Consider the following 17,152-nt stretch of genomic DNA (forward strand, 5'->3'; position numbering starts at 1 on the left):
CTTCCGGCGGGGCGCGGCGGCGGTGCGGTCGTCGACGGTGGTCACGCGTCCTCCTTGCGGTCGGCGCGCAGCACGAGCAGCATCAGGCCGAGTGTGATGACGAAGACGACGACGGAGATGGCGGAGGCGTAGCCGACGCGGCCGGTCAGCCCCGTGCCGGTGCGCTCCACGAGCATCACGAGCGTGGTGTCCTCGCCGGCGGGGCCGCCCTTGGGCCCCGCCATCACGTAGACCTCGGAGAACACCTTGAACGCGGCGACCGACGAGAGCGCGCCCACCAGGACCATCGTGGAGCGCACCGCGGGCACCGTCACCGTCAGGAAGCGGCGGAAAGCGCCCGCGCCGTCGACCGACGCGGCCTCGTGCAGCTCACGCGGCACGTTCGCGAGCGCCGAGAGATAGATGATCATGTAGTAGCCGAGGCCCTTCCACACCGTGACGAACATGGCGCTCAGCAGGAGCAGCCACTGGTCGCTGAGGAAGCCGACCTTGCCGATCCCCACGGCTTCGAGCACCGAGTTGATCAGGCCGCGGTCGTCCAGCATCCACACCCAGATCAGCCCGACCACGACGATCGACGCGACCACCGGCGTGTAGAAGGCGCTGCGGAAGAACCCGATACCCGGGATCTTCTTGTGCACCAGCAGGGCCAGCAGCAGCGGCAGCACCACCAGGGCGGGCACGACCACGACCATGTAGAGCGCGCTGTTGCGCAGGCCGATCCAGAACGCGTCGTCGTGCAGCATCTCCGTGAAGTTCGCCAGCCCCACCCAGTGGCCCGCCACGAGGGCGCGGCGGTCGGTGAAGGAGTCGACGAGCGTGGAGACGAACGGGTAGAGGACGAAGGCGCACACGATCACCAGGCCCGGAGCGGCGAACAGCCAGGGCGTGGAGGGCAGATGGCGCCTCGCACGGGGTGCGGCGGAGCGGCCGCCGGGGGGCCGCGACCCGAAGCGGCGGCCGGACGCGGGACGCGCGCCGGCCTCGCGGCCCGCCCCCGCGCCGGCGACGGGGCCGGCGGCGGTGGCGGGCCTGGCGGTGGGGCTGCTCATGTCGAGGGACGCTCCCGCTCTCAGGACTGCTTGAGCAGCTGGTCGCAGGACTTGACGGCGGCGTCGAGCGCGGCCTGCGGGGACTCCTTGCCCTGCAGCGCCTTGGCGACCTCGTTGCCCAGCTCCGTCTTCATCTGGTCGCTGAAGACGACCGGGGTGTAATTAACCGCCGTCTTCAGGGACTTGGCGGCCGCTACACGGACACGGGCGGTGTCGGTGCCGTCCTCCTTGGTGAAGTACGGGTCGTCGAGCGTGCCGGCGGTGCTCGGGAAGATCGCGGCCTTCTTGGCGAAGGTCAGCTGGTTCTTCGCGTCGGTCACGTAGTGCGCGAACGCGATCGACGTGGCCTTCTGCTTGGTGTTGGCGTTCACCATCAGGCCCATCACGTACATGTTGACCTTGCCGGTGCTGGTGATCTGCGGCGTGATCCCGATGTTCTTGTACAGCGACGGCGCCTGCGTCTTGAAGTGGCCCAGGTCGAGCGCGCTTCCGGGGTTCATCGCGACGGCCTGCGTCAGGAACTTCTGGCCCGCCGAGTCCGGGGTCGCGGTGAGGGCCTGCGGGTCGAGCGCGTGCGCCTTGTAGAGCTTCACGTACTCGCTCAGCAGCTTGACGCCCTTGGGCTCGTTGAAGGTGAAGCCGTCGCCCTTGCTGTTCATGATCTTCACGCCGTAGCGGCCGAAGTCCTCGATGGTGGGCACGTTGGCGAGCGTGGCGACCTTGCCGCCGCTCTTCTTCGCCATCGTCAGCGCGTCGCTGAACAGCTGCTCGTACGTCAGCGGCGGCTTGTTCGGGTCGAGTCCGGCCTTCTTGAACAGCGCCTTGTTGTAGAACATCGGGCCCGTGTTGAGGTACCAGGGGAAGGCGTACGTGCCCTTCAGGCCGGGCACCTGGCTGCTCTGCCACGCCCCCGGCAGGTACTCCTTCTTGTACTTGGCGGCGGCCGGGTCGCTGTCGAGGTCGAGCGCGAGGCCGGCCTTGGCGAGCGGGGCGCCGAGGTCGGGGGAGACGTTGACGACGTCGGGGAGCGTGCCGCCCGAGGCGTCGGCGCTGAGCTTGTCCGCGTAGTTGTCGGCGGGCTGGTCGACCCACTTCACGTGCGTGCCGGGGTACTTCTTCTCGAAGTCGGCTATGAGGTTGTTGAAGTACGACTTGTAGCCCGTCTTGAGGTTCCACGTCTGGAACGTGATCGACCCGTCGATCTTGCCGGAGCCGGAGGCCGACGATCCGCCCGAGCCGCCGGATCCGCCACAGGCGCTCAGGGGCAGGAGGACGGCTACCGCGGCGGCGGCGAACGCCGCCCTCTGGGGGACTCTGCTGGAAAAGCGCACGGCAAACGGCTCCTTTGCTCAACCCGGGCGTGACGCGGCATCCGCTCGCCGGGCTCTGGCCCCGCGGCGGCGAATTGCTGCGGGGCAGACCTTGCACGGCTCCGCGGTGAAAAGTCAATGGATTGGCGGGGCGAGAAAGCGCACGCGTGGCAAAGGTGCAGGTCAGACCGGTTTAGCAGGTTCGCTTGATCATGAACTAATGCGCTTTAGGTACCGTCGCGTCGCCCGGCGACTCAAGCGCTTTAGTGCCAGAAGGGCCATGCGCTACGCTGGCACTTCCGACGTCACCCAGGGGGACACGCATGGCGGTTCGACGCACGTCCCCGCGGCGTCCGACGATGAAGGACATCGCCCAGCGCGCCGGGGTGTCGGAGAGCGCGGTGTCGTTCGCGCTCAACGACCGCCCGGGCGTCTCGGAGGTCACCCGCGACCGGGTGCGGCGCGTCGCGCGCCAACTCGGCTGGCGGCCCAGTGCCGCCGCCCGCCAGCTCTCCGGCGAGGGGTCCGCGACGGTGGGCCTCGTGGTGGCCCGCCCCGCCGACACCCTCGGCGTCGACTCGTTCTTCCTGCAGCTCATCTCCGGCATCCAGGAAGGACTGGCGACCCGTCACCTCGGCCTGCTGTTCCAGGTGGTGGACGGGGTGGAGGACGAGTGCGAGGTGTACCGCAGGTGGTGGGCCGAGCGCAGGGTGGACGGTGTGCTGGTCGTCGACCCGCGCACCGACGACCCGCGCCCCGAACTGCTCGCCGAACTCGGCCTGCCGGGCGTCATCATCGGCGGTGTGCCGGGCGAGTTGGGCCCGGGACTGTCCACGGTGTGGGCGGACGACGCCGGCGCGATGGCCGCCGTCGTGGACCGGCTGCACGCGCTCGGCCACCGTCACATCGTGCACATCGCCGGATTGCCGGGGCTCGCGCACACCGAACGCCGCATCAGGACACTGCGCGGCGAGGCGGAACGGCTCGGTCTCACCGGTGTGCGGTCCCTGACCACCGACTACTCGGACGCGGAGGGCGCGGCCGCGGCCCGCAGTGTGCTCGGCGCCCCCGACCCGCCGACGGCGCTCGTGTACGACAACGACGTGATGGCCGTCGCCGGGGTCGCCGCGGCCTCGGCGCTCGGGTTCTCCGTGCCGGGCGACGTCTCCATCGTGGCCTGGGAGGACTCGGCGCTGTGCCGGATGGTCCACCCCTGGCTGTCCGCACTGACCCGCGACACGCTCGCCTTCGGGCGCACGGCGGCGACGGAGCTGCTCGCCCTGCTGGACGGCGGCCCGGCCCGCACGGTCCAGGTGCCGGTGCCTCGGCTGATCGAGCGGGAGTCCACGGGGGTCGCGAAGTCCGCCGTGGTGGACACGGCGTAGGGCCCGTAGCGAATCAGCGGCGGTCAGCGGCCGTCGGCGGCGATCAGCGGTGGTCGGCGGCGGGTCAGTCGCCCGGCCGCGCGTTGCCGTGCCAGAGCAGTTCGCAGACCCGCGCGAGGCCACGCGCCAGGTGGCGGCGGTACGTGCTGAACGGTATGCCGAGCCGCTCGGCCGCCGCCTCCTGCGTCACCGGGCCCTCGAAGAACGCGGCCGACACGGCCCGGTGCAGCTTGTCGCCCTGACGGTCGCCGCGCAGCTGCTCGACGGCTCGCGCCAGCGACCCGCGCAGGGACTCCGCCCTGCCGGCGCGGTCACCGGTGGCGTGCGGGCCACCACGCGCGAGCGGATTGGCCGCCAGCGCGTCCGGCCGGTGCCAGGCGCGCAGCGCGTCGCGCACGGCAGCGTCGAAATCCGCGCGGGCCATCGGGCGCGCGGGGTCCGACGGCCACCGGCCGTCCGTCGCCGGCGGTCCGTCTCCCGGCCGCTGATCGTGCGCGGGCGCCGCCTGCCGCACCCTGCTCAGGACCTCATCGGTCGACAGCGCGCGCCGGTCGGCGGCGAAGAGCCCGTGCAGCCGGTCGCCGACCCGCACGGGGGGCAGTGCGGCCGGCCCGGCGAACGGTGCCGACCGCGGGAACGCCCCGCCGTCCCCGGCCACGAAGTACGTCCAGGCGAGTCCGCGCCCGCCGAGGAACTCGGCCACCGTCCGCGCCGACATGAGACGTCCCTCCGCCGACGGGTCCTCGACGCGCCGGGCGCCGAACCTGGCGATCGCCAGGTGCTCGCCCGCCAACAGCGGCGCCGCCCGGCCCGCATGCGCCCAGGCGCGCGCCACCACCGGGTCCGCCGCCGTGTCCGCGGACCGCGGCTCCGACAGGCGCAGCCATGCCATGAACCCCGTCAGCTCGCCCGTGGCCGACGAGCGGTACACGGTGAAGGCGCCGGGCTGGACGTCGAGCCAGTGACGGGCGGCCGCCACGTCCTGGGCGCCGCCACGGTCCGCCAGCAGGCCGAGGACGGCGGCGTGGTCCTCGGGACGAGTCACGTCCTCGTACGCCTCGTGCGGCCGCGTGGCGGAGAGCCGGCCGTCGAACGCGTCGTGCCGGAGGTGGAGCACGGCCGCCGCGAGGGCACGGACGGACGCGGCGCCCGCCGGTCCCGAAACGGGTGGCTGCCGCAGCCGCTCGGTGAGGTGGCCGAGTATCCGCCGGCCCATCGCTTCATGGCGCTGCGGGTCGCGCCACCGCAGGTCGGCGCCGAGGATCCCGCGCACCACGTCGTGCGGTACGAGCCCGTGCGGGCCCGCCTCGATGAACGGCAGTCCCCGCAGCCACGCGAACAGGGCCGAGGCATCCGCCCCCGGCAGCGTGGCCCGCAGCAGCTCCTCCGTCGTCACCTGCACGTGGGCGCAGACCTCCAGCGCCTGGCGGTGCTCGGGCGAGGGCACCTCGCCCACCACCCGGGACACCAGGGTGGCGATCACGTCCTGCGCCGGGACCCAAGCGCCGGGCCGCGCCGCCCCGTCAGAATCGGCCGCGTCGGAACCGGCCGTCTCGGCGGCCAGCGAGAGGGCCAGCGGGTTGCCGCCGGCGAACGAGACGATGCCTGCCTGCCGGTCCCGCGCCACACCGCGCGCGTCCAGCAGCGCGACCGCGTCGGCGCGCGGCAGCCCGTCCACGGCGACCACGCGCAGCACCTCGTCCCAGCCCGGGTCGCCGCGCCACGCGTCCCCCGGCGGCCGCCGCCCCGCGATGACCACCAGCACGCCGGGCGGCAGCCGGGGCAGGAACTCCTCGCGCAGCCAGTCCTCCAGGTACCCGCGCGACTCCACCGCGTCGACGAGCAGGACGGCGCCGCGCTCGGTGAAGACGGGGGCCGCGCCCGCTTCGAACGACGCCGGGGTGGACCCGCCGGTGCGCGCGTCGATGCCGACCACCGTGCGGCCCGCCGTCCGCGCCTCGGCGGCGTAGCGGCGCAGCAATGCGGACTTCCCGATTCCGCCTGGCCCGGTGAGGAACATCACGTTGAATTGGTGTGCACAACCGGTGAGTACGGATCGGAAAAGGGCCAACTCGCCGGCGCGCCCGACGAAGGCCCTGGACCGGGCGGCGTCGAGGTGCTCACCCAGGCTCGTGGGCGGCCGGCTGCCGGTCGGCGCCATCTCAAGCCCCCTCCCTGGTCTCCTCATTTGAACACGTTGCCGGTGTGGCCGACGGGGCGGGGGTGGAGCGGCACACGGCGTGTGTTTGGCTTCATGGGCAGGTGGTGAGCACGTCATGAGCAGTGGAGTGAGCGGTCCTTTGAGCGGGTTTGTGGGCAGTTTCGAGGTAATTCCTTGGCGATATCGCAACCGCAAAGGCCATTTCCCGCGTCCGTGTCGCCGTATCGGGCTGACGTACGATCTCGCTTGACAGGGAGGGAAATTGCACGGCTCTTTGCGGTCGACCACGACGGAACCCGAGAAGCGGATCCCGGTAGTCGTCCACGCGCCCGACCCGATCTCGCGCGAGGGGACGATCAGCCAGCTCAGACAGCACCCGGTGCTCGATCTGGTGGACGAGGCCGACGCCCGGGGCAGTGGCGTCGCGGTGCTGCTCGCCGAGTCCCTCGACCCGGCCGTCCTGGCGCTTCTGCGCCGCATCGTCCGATCCAACGGCCTGCACGCGGTGCTGGTCGTCAGCCTGATCCGCGAGGCTGAGCTGCTCGACGTCATCGAGTGCGGGGTCGGCACCATCGTCTGGCGCCACGAGGCCACGGGCCAGCGGCTGCTGCGTGCGGTGCTCGCGGCCCACCGCGGCGAGGGCGACCTGCCGTCCGACCTGATCGGCCGCCTGGTCAGCCAGGTCGGCACCCTGCGATCCAGCGCGGCGGGCGCCTCAGGCGTCCAGCCGTCCGGCCTGACCCCCCGCGAGATCGACGTCCTCAGGCTCGTCGCCGAAGGGATGGGCACCGGGGAGATAGCCGGCAAACTCTCCTACTCGGAACGGACCGTGAAGAACATCATGCAAGGAGTGACCACGCGGCTCGCGCTGCGCAACCGTGCGCACGCGGTGGCCTACGCCCTGCGCGAGGGGTACATCTCGTGATCCACGAAGTGGACGACCTCCTGAAGAAACTGCTCAAGGGGGGCGCGCTCACCGGAGCCGACGTCGAGATCTCCTTCGAGGCCCCCACCCGCGACTGGGCGGCCCGCCGCAACGCCCCCGTCTTCGACGTCTACCTCTACGACGTGCGCGAGGACGTGAAGCGGCGCGAGCGCGGCATCACCGACGTCCGCGACGAGCGCGGCGTCGTCGTACGCAGGCGCAGGCCGCCGCGGTGGTTCCGCCTCTCCTACCTGCTCACGGCATGGACGAAGCGCCCCGAGGACGAACACCGGTTGCTGTCCGCGGCGTTGGCCACCCTGCTGCCGCACGAACTCGTGACGCCCGAGGCGCTTCCCCCGTCGCTCCAGGCGGTCGGCTACAGCGTGCCGCTCGCCGTCTCCGGCATACAGGCGGAGACGCGTTCGCTCGCGGAGATCTGGTCCGCGCTCGGCGGCGGGCTCAAGCCGTCGATCGACCTCGTGGTCACCGTGCCGTTCCCGGCCTACCCGGACTACGACGCGGGCCCGCCGGTCACCGAGGGCGCGATCGTGCGCGCCCGGGAGGTCGACGGACCGCTGCGGGACGACGAGCGCATGCACCAGCCGCGCCACTTCACCGCGGGCGGTCCCGAACCGGTGCGCGCCGAGCCGGTGCGCGCCGAATCGGAGCGCGCCGAGCCGGTGGGCGCCGAGCCGGCCCTGCCCGAGGGAGGCTCGCGATGACGGACGGCGCCGCCGCCCCCGCGCCCGCGGACGCCCCCGAGGTCCCGCTGCTGGCCCGGCTCGCGCGGCTGCGCGAGCGGGTCGCCGCGCTGGTGGAGGCGCGCTCCGCGAACGACCCCACCGCCGCGGACCCGCTGCGCGGCCTGTACCTCTCCGACGAGGCCGTGCGCCACCACCTCCGGCGCGAGACGGGCCACGCGCCGGCGGAGCCGGAGACCCCCGAGGGCGCAGAGGACCGCCTGCACCGGCTCGCCCTGCGCCTCGGGCTGACGTCCTTCGACGTCTCCGTCCTGCTCATCGCCGTCGCACCCGACCTCGACCGCGGCTTCGAGCCGCTGTACGGGTACCTCAACGACGACGTCTCCCGCCGGCGGGCCACCGTGGGCCTCGCGCTCGACCTGTGCGGGCTGCCCACGACCCACGCGGACGCGCGGGACGCCTTCCACCGCGCGGCGCCGCTCTCCGCGTGCGGCCTGCTCGTCGTGGAGGATCCCGAACGCCCCTTCCTCAGCCGCTCGTTGCGCGTCCCCGACCGGGTCGCCGCGCATCTGCTCGGCGACGACACACCGGACGCCGCTCTCGACGGGTACGTGCGCGGCCTGCCGCCCTTCGGCGCGGGAGCCGTCTCCGGCAACGGCGAGCAGGCGGCCCACCAGCTCGCCAAACACCTCGCCGCCGGTCCGCTCACCGTTTACCTGCGCGAACAACGCCAGGGCGACGGACTGCTGTTCGCGACCGCCGCGCTGCACACGGCCGGCCGCGACGCGCTGCACTTCACCCCGGGGCCCGGCGGCGAGCGGCCCGACGGCGGCGACCAGCGCCCCGACGACCCCGACACCACCGGCGGCGGCGCGCGGGCGGGCAGCCACGGCCCCGTGGCCGAAATCCTGCGCGAGGCACGGCTGTTGGACTGTGCGGTCGTCGTGTCGCCGCTGCCCGAGCGGCCGGGCCCGCTGCTGCGCGCGCTCGCCGCGCGCGACGTCCCCGTGGTGCTGGCCGGGCCGAACCCGTACGACCCCGACTGGTGCGAAAGCGACCCGCTGGTGCTCGACGTGGACCGGCTGCCCTCAGGACGCGCGGAGGCGTGGTCCGCCGCTCTCGGCCTCGGCGCCGGCGACGACCCCGGGTTCGACCTCGCCGCGACCGTCGGCCCCTACCGCCTCGGCGGCGACCGGATCGCCCGCGCCGCACGGGCCGCCCTGGACCGCGCCGCCTACGACGGATCGCCGGTGACCGCCGACCACCTGCGCCTTGCCGCGCGCCAGCAGTCGGCCTCAGGACTCGAACGGCACGCCCGAAGGATCAGGCCCGCCGTCGACTGGGACGACCTCGTACTGCCGGACGGGCCCCTCGGCCACCTGCGGGAACTGGCCCTGCGCGCCCGTTTCCGCGACCGGGTGCTCGGCGACTGGCGCCTGAGCGCGGGCGGCGGGCGCGGGCGCGGCGTCCTCGGCCTGTTCGCCGGGGACTCCGGTACGGGCAAGACGCTCGCGGCCGAGGTGGTCGCCGCCGACCTCGGCCTCGACCTGTACGTCGTCCAGCTCTCCTCCGTCGTCGACAAGTTCGTCGGCGAGACCGAGAAGAACCTGGAACGCATCTTCACCGAGGCCGACCGCACCGATGCCGTCCTCCTCTTCGACGAGGCCGACGCCGTCTTCGGCAAACGCTCCGAGGTCAAGGACGCCCACGACCGCTACGCCAACATGGAGAGCGCCTACCTGCTCCAGCGCCTGGAGGCGTTCGACGGCATCGCCCTGCTCACCACGAACCTGCGGGCCAACATCGACGACGCCTTCACGCGCCGCCTCGACCTCGTCGTCGACTTCCCCTTCCCCGACGCCGAGCAGCGGCTCGCGCTGTGGCGGCACAGCCTCGTGCACGTGCCGTGCGCCGACGGCATCGACCCGACCGAGTGCGCCCGCGACTTCGAGCTCGCGGGCGGCTCGATCCGCAGCGCGGTGGTCACCGCCGCGTACACGGCCGCCGGCCGGAGCGAGCCGGTCACCACGGCCGACCTGCTGGCGGGCGCCCGCCGCGAGTACCGCAAGGCGGGCCGCCTGGTGCCGGGCGAGATGGGCTTCTGACGGCTTCCGAGGCCTCTGAAACGCGAAGCGCCCCGCGAGCCACGGCTCGCGGGGCGCTGTCGTCGCCTCGGAACTTTTTCAGTTCTGGTTGTCGCCTGACTGCTGCTGCTTGACGAGGTTCCAGCCCTGGTCGTCGTTGTTGCTGCACGGGTAGAGGGTCAGCACCGTGCCGGCCGCCTTGTCGTTGCCGGAGCTCTTGTAGCCGGAGACGTCCAGGCACAGCCCGTTGCTCTTGTAGTTGCGGATCCAGTAGAGGTTGTTGGTGTCCTTGCCCTTGTGCAGGTACCAGAGCTGGTTGTCGTCCATCGTCTTGGTGCACGGGTACAGATCGAGGTTGGTGCCGTGGTCGTCGGCGCCGTTGCCCGGCACGTCCAGGCAGTTGCCGCTCTTCAGGTTGCGGATCTGGACCAGGTCCGTGTTGGCCGGGCCCTGGCCCTTGAACACGGTCTCCACGCCCCACACCTGCTCCTCGTCGGTGGGAACCGCGCAGTCGTACTGCCGGACCTTCTTCAGGTCGCCGTCCTTCGTCTGTGGCTCGGGAGCGGCGCACTTGTTCGTCGTGCCGTTCGCGAGCAGCACGCGGGCGAGCGGGTTCGTCTTTTTCTTCTTTTTGCCGCCGCCGCCTCCGCCTCCGCTGTCACCGGCGGGTGAGTTGCTGGTGTTGGGGGTGGGGCTGGGTGGTGCTGAGGTGGGGGCGGGCGGTGAGGGGGCGGTGGACACCGGTGGTGTGGGGAGTTTGGTGGCCTGTGACGCGGCGAGTTCGCCGGCTTGGGTGGTGACTTGGGGTTTGTGGGCGATCCAGAGCATGACGAAGGCGAGGACGAGTGCGAGGAGCATGCCGAGGACGACGCCGACCCAGCGGGGGAACAGTCCTGGCTGGACGTAGGTGCCCTGCACGGGTACGGGGTCGGCGCCGGAGCGTTGGATGGCGAGCGAGAAGGGGCGGGACTGCTTGGATCCCGCCCAGATGATCTGACGCGGCTTCAGTGTGGTCTTGATGAACTTGGCGCGTCCGGGTTCGACCTGGATGTTGGCGGGTTGCAGGTCGTAGGTGATCTGGTCGCTGTTGTCGCTGCCGGCGATGGAGGCGGTGAGTTTGACGTTGCCGAGGTTGTCGACGGCGAGTTTGGGGCGGCCGCGGAAGCGTCCCTTGACGGTGTGGGGTACGAGTTCGGCGCGCACCTCGGAGAAGGGTGTGATGGTGACGTTGCCCTCGGGGACCGTGGTGGCCTCGGGGTGCTCGGTCGGGATGATCTGCACGCCGTAGGGGTTGGGGCCCGCCGTCGCGTCCGGGGTGCGGGGCGGGGCGAACGTCAGCTCCACCGTTCCCGTCGTGCCGGGGTAGAGGCGGATGCTCGGCGGTTCCACGGTCGTCCAGGGGGAGAGGTCCCCGACCGGTACGAACCGGTACTCGTCGACGACGTCACCGGTGTTGCGCAGCCTCAGCCGGACACGAGCGGAGCCCCCCGGGTCCACGGTCGTCGAGGCGGGCTCCAGGGAGGTCCACAAACTCATGGCGCCGAGGATACGTTGACCACGCATGTGCTGTCTCAGGCCGCGGGGCAGCGTGCGGCGTCCGGGGGAGCAGGCCCCGATGCCCTTTCGGAACGTCGTGGGACGAGCGGCGTGGCGCCGTCAGCCCGCACTCACCCCCGGCTTGACGAAATTCCACCCCCGGTCGTCGTCATTGGTGCACGCGTAGAGGGTCAGCACCGTGCCGGCCGCCTTGTCCTCGCCCTTGTTCGCGAAGCCGTCGACGTTGAGGCACATGCCGTTGCTCTTGTAGTTGCGGATCCAGTAGAGGTTGTTGGTGTCCTTGCCCTTGTGCAGGTACCAGAGCTGGTTGTCGTCCATCGTCTTGGTGCACGGGTACTCATCGATGTTCGTGTGGGTCTGCCCGGGGCCCTTGCCCGGCAGATCCAGGCAGTTGCCGCTCTTCAGGTTGCGGATCTGGACCAGGTCCGTGTTGGCCGGGCCCTGCCCCTTGAACACGGTCTCCACGGCCCACAACTCGTTGTCCACTGCCGGGGTCTTGCAGTCGTACTGCCGGACCTTCTTCGGGTCGCCCTGCTTGGTGTTGAGCTCGGGGGCGGCGCACTTGTTCGTCGTGCCGTTCGCGATCAGCACGCGGGCGAGCGGGTTCGTCTTTTTCTTCTTTTTGCCGCCGCCTCCTCCGCCTCCGCTGTCACCGGCGGGTGAGTCGCTGGTGTTGGGGGTGGGGCTGGGTGGTGCTGAGGTGGGGGCGGGCGGTGAGGGGGCGGTGGAGACCGGTGGTGTGGGGAGTTTGGTGGCTTGTGATGCGGCGAGTTCGCCGGCTTGGGTGGTGACTTGGGGTTTGTGGGCGATCCAGAGCATGACGAAGGCGAGGATGAGTGCGAGGAGCATGCCGAGGACGACGCCGACCCAGCGGGGGAACAGTCCTGGCTGGACGTAGGTGCCCTGCACGGGTACGGGGTCGGCGCCGGAGCGTTGGATGGCGAGCGAGAAGGGGCGGGACTGCTTGGATCCCGCCCAGATGATCTGACGCGGCTTCAGTGTGGTCTTGATGAACTTGGCGCGTCCGGGTTCGACCTGGATGTTGGCGGGTTGCAGGTCGTAGGTGATCTGGTCGCTGTTGTCGCTGCCGGCGATGGAGGCGGTGAGTTTGACGTTGCCGAGGTTGTCGACGGCGAGTTTGGGGCGGCCGCGGAAGCGTCCCTTGACGGTGTGGGGTACGAGTTCGGCGCGCACCTCGGAGAAGGGTGTGATGGTGACGTTGCCCTCGGGGACCGTGGTGGCCTCGGGGTGCTCGGTCGGGATGATCTGCACGCCGTAGGGGTTGGGGCCCGCCGTCGCGTCCGGACTGCGGGGCGGGGCGAACGTCAGCTCCACCGTTCCCGTGGTGCCGGGGTAGAGGCGGATGCTCGGCGGTTCCACGGTCGTCCAGGGGGAGAGGTCCCCGACCGGCACGAACCGGTACTCGTCGACGACGTCACCGGTATTGCGGAGCCTCAGCCGGACTCGGGCGGAGCCCCCCGGGTCCACGGTCGTCGAGGCAGGCTCCAGGGAGGTCCACAAACTCATGGCCCAACGCTACTTCGGGCGTGATCGCGGCGTCTCAGGCGGGGGAGCAGCGTGGGGCGAGCGTGGGGCAGGCCGCCTTGCCCTTCCGGGGCGCCGCGCCGCCGGTGGCCGGTGTCAGCGGCGGGTGCGCATGTCGCCGAGTTCCGAGTGGTCGCCGCTCATGTTGTTGCGCCGCTGGTATGCCTCGCGGGACAGGCGGCGCACCGCCTGGAAGCTGTCCGTGCTCCCGAACCCGAGCGAGTGCATGTACTGGAGCATGTCCGCGAGCACGGTGTCGTAGTGCACCTGGGGCGCGGCCTGCGCGTAGTCCAGGCGGCCCAGGAGATGTTCGCGCATCTGGTCGGACAGCCTCCGGTCCCGGGCGACGACGTCCCTGACCTCTTCGAGGTTCCCGTCGGCGTGGTTCTGCTGCCTTACCATGGACTCCCTCAACGGGTCGCCGTCCACGCCCCCTTGCGTCGGGTAGTGGAAGTTGTGGAAGCTCAGAGCATGGTCGGGGTCGGAAGGCCGCCGGTACCTGCGGTCCGTGGCGATGTGCTGTACCTCGTGCAGCATGCTGGCCGTCGCGAAGTGGGGCCCGTCGACCGTCCCGTCGCCGGTGTAGGCCGGGTCGAACGTGATCCCGTATCCGTTCGCGGAATGGTGCGCCTGGGCCGGCTGCCCGTTGCTCTGTGGCGTCAGGGGCACGCCTTCGAGGTGCTGCTCGGCCTCGTCCTGGAGTTCGGCCAGGTGCGAGTCGTTGCTCGATGTCCTCGGCAGGCGGGCGCCGCCGGCCTGCGCGTTCGCTCGGTCGAGCCGCGACCTGCGCAGTTCGATCTCCTCCTCTTCGCGCCTTCTGCCCGACCGCCCCGCGCGCTGCACGGAGAGCGGCGCGGCGGCTGTGCGCCCGCTCTCGACGAGTCGCGTCACCGCCTGGTTGCCCACGGCCCGCTGCAGGGCGAGGACGGGGGGGACGGGGGCGGTGCGCGCCGGTGGGCGGATGGCGCCCGTAGTGGCCGAGGGCCGCTGTTCGTCCCGGCCCCGTGCGAGTGAGGGCATGAGAGCCTAGCCTTTCTGCCGAGCCGAGGACCGCGGGTGCGGTTGTGCGGGGGTGAGCCGGCTGCGGACATGCGTCCTGACTTCCTAACCGGCCCGGCGTCACGGTGGCAAGGTCTGAAAGGGCAGGCTTGGAAGACGCGGGGGCAACGAGGGGGTGCCCGCCCCGCGCCGGCGCCGCCCGGCCCGGCTGTCCGCCCGGCCCGTGCACCCGGGGTGCCGGGCCCTACGCGCGGGTAGCCCGGCTCGCCGTGGCAGCACGGTGCCCCTTAGGGCAGCGAACATGCCCCCGGCAGGGCACGGAAGGTCCTTCCTCCGCCGCCGTCGGTCGGTAATCGTTGTAGCCGTACACATCTCTGCGGCGTCGTACCGCTTGTACCGCCCACCCCCCAGCTATTCCGTACCCCATAGGAGAGCAGAGCATGCCGTCGTACCTGTCGCCGGGCGTCTACGTCGAGGAGGTCGCCAGCGGCTCCCGTCCCATCGAGGGCGTGGGAACCTCCGTGGCGGCCTTCGTCGGACTCGCGCCCACGGGCCCGCTGAACAAGCCGACCCTGGTGACCAACTGGTCGCAGTACGTCGCCGCCTTCGGTGAGTTCACCGACGGGTACTACCTGGCGCACTCCGTCTACGGCTTCTTCAACAACGGCGGCTCCGCCGCGTACGTCGTGCGCGTCGGCGGCTCCGCCGAGGGCGCGAACGCGAGCTCGGAGGGACCGGCCGCGGTGTCCGCTCCGGCCGCCCGTGCCGCGCTCGAGCCGGGCAAGCCCGCCGAGCTGGGTACCTTCACGGTCCGCGCCCTGCCCGCAGGCGGCAGCACCGGCACCGGCAAGCTGAGCGTCGAGGTGGCGGACGCGGAGGGCGAAGGCCCCGCCGAGCGGTTCAAGCTGGTCGTCAAGGACGGCGACCAGGTCGTCGAGACCTTCGACGTGACCTCGAAGAAGAGCAACCGCAACTACGTGGTCACGCAGGTCAAGGAGCGCTCCAAGCGGATCACCGTCACGGAGAACGCGCCCGCGGCCCAGCTCGTCCGGCCCGACAACCAGACCGTGGCGCTCGCCAACCCGCCCGCCCCGGCCCCCGCCGCCCTGCCCGTCGAGCAGCAGGAGGACGGCCACGCCGGCCCCGCCGAGTACCTCGGTGACTCCTCCGACCGCACCGGCTTCGGCGGCCTGGAAGCGGTGGACGAGATCTCGATGGTCGCCGTCCCCGACCTGATGGCCGCCTACCAGCGCGGTGCCATCGACCTGGAGGCCGTCAAGGCCGTCCAGCTCGGGCTCATCGCCCACTGCGAGCTGATGGGCGACCGCGTCGCCGTCATCGACCCGCCGCCCGGCCTCAACGCCCGTGACATCAGGGTGTGGCGCCAGGAGACCGCCGGGTACGACTCGAAGTTCGCGGCCCTGTACTACCCGTGGATCAAGATCTTCGACCCGGCCACGGGACAGGCCCGCATGGTCCCGCCGAGCGGCCACGTCTCCGGCATCTGGGCGCGCAACGACTTCGAGCGCGGCGTGCACAAGGCCCCGGCCAACGAGGTCGTGCGCGGCGTCATCGACCTGGAGAACCAGATCACCCGAGGTGAGCAGGACCTGCTCAACCCCATCGGCGTCAACTGCATCCGCGCGTTCCCCGGCCGCGGCATCCGCCTCTGGGGCGCCCGCACGATGTCCTCCGACCCGGCCTGGCGCTACATCAACATCCGCCGGTACTTCAACTACCTGGAGGAGTCGATCCTGATCGGCACCCAGTGGGTGGTGTTCGAGCCGAACGACGAGGCCCTGTGGTCCCGCATCCGGCGCAACATATCGGCGTTCCTCGTCAACGAGTGGCGCAACGGCGCCCTGTTCGGCTCGCGCCCCGAAGAGGCCTACTACGTCAAGTGCGACGCCGAGACCAACCCGTCGGAGTCCGTGGACCTCGGCCGGGTCATCTGCGAGATCGGCATCGCGCCCGTCAAGCCCGCCGAATTCGTGATCTTCCGGCTGGCGCAGTTCTCCGGCGGCAGCGGCGAACTGGAGGAGTAGCACCACGGGAGCGCGGCCGCGCGCCGCGCCCCCACCACCCGTTCCGTGCCTTCCCGTAGGTACGTCAGCAGAAGGAGAAGGACAGCATGCAGCCAGGCGATGCGCTCACTACCCATAATTTCGGCCTGCAGATCGACGGCGTCATGGTCGAGTTCCTGCACCAGGTCCAGGGTCTGAGCATCGAGCAGGACGTCATCGAGTACCAGCAGGTCTCGGCCCAGGGCCACCCCGTCACGAAGAAGATGCCCGGCGTCAAGAAGGCCGGCGTCTGCACCATCGTGCGTGGTATGACCCAGTCCGCGGCGTTCAACCAGTGGATCAACGAGTCGCTCGCAGGCCAGATGGACACGGCCCGCAAGAACGCCACGATCATGCACATGGACTCCATGAACAACCCGCAGAAGCGCTACCACCTGCGCAACGCCTGGTGCCACAAGGTCGAGGCCGGCAGCGTCACGGCCGGTGAGGCGCAGGCGCTCACCGAAACCATCCACATCACCTACGAAGAACTGGTCATGGAGTAATGCGCCGTACGACTGCCCGTCCGCCCGCCGCGCCCGCAGTGCCGGACGCGGCGGCGGACGAAGCTTCCGAACCCGCGCCGCAGGCCGCCGCTCCGGCGGCGGAGCGGGTGCCCGAGCGGCAGTCGCTGCGCACCGAGTTCGAGTTCGAACTGCCGCGCGGTTACGTCGACGCGACGGGCACCGTGCACCGCAACGGATCCATGAGGCTGGCGACCGCGCGGGACGAGCTGATCCCGCTGCGGGACGTCCGCGTCCAGGAGAACCCCGCCTACCTCTCGGTGGTGCTGCTCGGCCGGGTCATCACCCGCCTCGGCACGCTCGCGCAGGTCCACGACGGTGTGGTGGAGAACATGTTCGCCTCCGACCTCGCCTTCCTCCAGGACTTCTACCGGCAGGTCAACGCCGAGGGACACACCCGGGCCGGGGTGACGTGCCCGCACTGCGAGCAGCCCTTCGAGGTGGAGCTCGGCGGGAGCCGCCTGGGGGAATCGTGACGTACGCGACCAACCGTATCCATGAGGAGATCGCGTACATCGCCTACCACTTCCACTGGAACCTGGAGGACATCCTGGACCTCGAACACCGCGACCGGCGGCGCTACGCGCAGGAGATAGCCTCTCTCGTCAACCGAGCCGCGGCGGAGGGCTGATGGGGTTCCTCGACAGGATGCGCGGGCGGTCGGCTACGGCCCGCGGGACAGTGGACACGACGGGCGGCGGCACGTCAGGAGCCGGTACGTCAGGAGCCGGCGCGGCGCAGGCCGCGCCGGCCGGCGGGCGTGACGGCTGCCCGCCGGGAACATCGGAAGGGCACACGCGTGAACTCCAGTCACCGGAGGGTCTCGGACGGGCTCTGGTGCACGGA

The 17,152-nt window shown here is 71.2% G+C and carries 14 protein-coding genes; 8 read left to right on the forward strand and 6 right to left on the reverse strand.

Annotated elements, in window-relative coordinates; all coding sequences use genetic code 11:
* Nucleotides 1–41: 41 nt before the first annotated feature.
* Nucleotides 42–1,052, reverse strand: a complete 1,011-nt coding sequence (locus JFN87_RS15290; RefSeq protein ID WP_209340598.1) for a carbohydrate ABC transporter permease — start codon at nt 1,050–1,052, stop codon at nt 42–44.
* 20 nt (nt 1,053–1,072) lie between these two features.
* Nucleotides 1,073–2,383 (reverse strand): extracellular solute-binding protein, encoded by a 1,311-nt coding sequence (locus JFN87_RS15295; protein WP_209340599.1) that lies wholly within the window; start codon nt 2,381–2,383, stop codon nt 1,073–1,075.
* A 302-nt stretch (nt 2,384–2,685) separates the two neighbouring features.
* Here JFN87_RS15295 and JFN87_RS15300 point away from each other — a divergent pair, with 302 nt between their 5' ends.
* The gene (locus tag JFN87_RS15300; protein WP_209340600.1) at nt 2,686–3,747 is read left to right on the forward strand and encodes a LacI family DNA-binding transcriptional regulator; all 1,062 of its coding nucleotides are present in this window, start codon (nt 2,686–2,688) and stop codon (nt 3,745–3,747) included.
* A gap of 64 nt (nt 3,748–3,811) precedes the next feature.
* Here the strand turns inward: JFN87_RS15300 and JFN87_RS15305 are convergent, their stop codons facing one another.
* The gene (locus JFN87_RS15305) at nt 3,812–5,908 is read right to left on the reverse strand and encodes an AAA family ATPase (protein WP_209340601.1); all 2,097 of its coding nucleotides are present in this window, start codon (nt 5,906–5,908) and stop codon (nt 3,812–3,814) included.
* A gap of 262 nt (nt 5,909–6,170) precedes the next feature.
* Between JFN87_RS15305 and JFN87_RS15310 the strand changes: the two genes are divergently transcribed.
* Genes JFN87_RS15310 through JFN87_RS15320 form a run of 3 tightly spaced genes read left to right on the forward strand, consistent with a single transcriptional unit; the run spans nt 6,171 to nt 9,639 of the window.
* Entirely contained in the window at nt 6,171–6,833 is a 663-nt protein-coding gene (locus JFN87_RS15310; RefSeq protein WP_209340602.1) for a response regulator transcription factor, read from the forward strand.
* Entirely contained in the window at nt 6,830–7,555 is a 726-nt protein-coding gene (locus JFN87_RS15315; protein WP_209340603.1) for a Pvc16 family protein, read from the forward strand. The genes JFN87_RS15310 and JFN87_RS15315 overlap by 4 nt, the downstream gene beginning before the upstream one ends.
* On the forward strand, nt 7,552–9,639 hold the full coding sequence (locus tag JFN87_RS15320; protein WP_209340604.1) for an ATP-binding protein: 2,088 nt from the start codon (nt 7,552–7,554) through the stop codon (nt 9,637–9,639). The genes JFN87_RS15315 and JFN87_RS15320 overlap by 4 nt, the downstream gene beginning before the upstream one ends.
* Before the next feature lie 78 nt (nt 9,640–9,717).
* Here JFN87_RS15320 and JFN87_RS15325 read toward each other — a convergent pair whose 3' ends face one another.
* The 3 genes from JFN87_RS15325 to JFN87_RS15335 form a co-directional block, all read right to left on the reverse strand.
* Nucleotides 9,718–11,154 (reverse strand): RICIN domain-containing protein, encoded by a 1,437-nt coding sequence (locus JFN87_RS15325; protein WP_209340605.1) that lies wholly within the window; start codon nt 11,152–11,154, stop codon nt 9,718–9,720.
* A 120-nt stretch (nt 11,155–11,274) separates the two neighbouring features.
* Entirely contained in the window at nt 11,275–12,702 is a 1,428-nt protein-coding gene (locus tag JFN87_RS15330; RefSeq protein WP_209340606.1) for an RICIN domain-containing protein, read from the reverse strand.
* A gap of 114 nt (nt 12,703–12,816) precedes the next feature.
* Nucleotides 12,817–13,740 (reverse strand): hypothetical protein, encoded by a 924-nt coding sequence (locus tag JFN87_RS15335; protein ID WP_209340607.1) that lies wholly within the window; start codon nt 13,738–13,740, stop codon nt 12,817–12,819.
* A 419-nt stretch (nt 13,741–14,159) separates the two neighbouring features.
* Here JFN87_RS15335 and JFN87_RS15340 point away from each other — a divergent pair, with 419 nt between their 5' ends.
* The 4 genes from JFN87_RS15340 to JFN87_RS15355 all read left to right on the forward strand — a co-directional run bounded on the left by JFN87_RS15340 (nt 14,160) and on the right by JFN87_RS15355 (nt 16,937).
* The gene (locus JFN87_RS15340; RefSeq protein ID WP_209340608.1) at nt 14,160–15,764 is read left to right on the forward strand and encodes a phage tail sheath family protein; all 1,605 of its coding nucleotides are present in this window, start codon (nt 14,160–14,162) and stop codon (nt 15,762–15,764) included.
* Nucleotides 15,765–15,850: 86 nt separating this feature from the next.
* Nucleotides 15,851–16,288 carry a phage tail protein gene (locus JFN87_RS15345; RefSeq protein WP_209340609.1) on the forward strand — a complete coding sequence of 146 codons (438 nt, stop codon included), beginning with the start codon at nt 15,851–15,853 and terminating at the stop codon, nt 16,286–16,288.
* Nucleotides 16,288–16,782 carry a hypothetical protein gene (locus JFN87_RS15350; RefSeq protein ID WP_209340610.1) on the forward strand — a complete coding sequence of 165 codons (495 nt, stop codon included), beginning with the start codon at nt 16,288–16,290 and terminating at the stop codon, nt 16,780–16,782. Before JFN87_RS15345 ends, JFN87_RS15350 begins: the two co-directional genes overlap by 1 nt.
* Nucleotides 16,779–16,937, forward strand: a complete 159-nt coding sequence (locus JFN87_RS15355; RefSeq protein ID WP_209340611.1) for a DUF6760 family protein — start codon at nt 16,779–16,781, stop codon at nt 16,935–16,937. Before JFN87_RS15350 ends, JFN87_RS15355 begins: the two co-directional genes overlap by 4 nt.
* Nucleotides 16,938–17,152: the final 215 nt, after the last annotated feature.

It is taken from the genome of Streptomyces montanisoli (assembly GCF_017813245.1).
GTDB classification, from domain to species: domain Bacteria; phylum Actinomycetota; class Actinomycetes; order Streptomycetales; family Streptomycetaceae; genus Streptomyces; species Streptomyces montanisoli.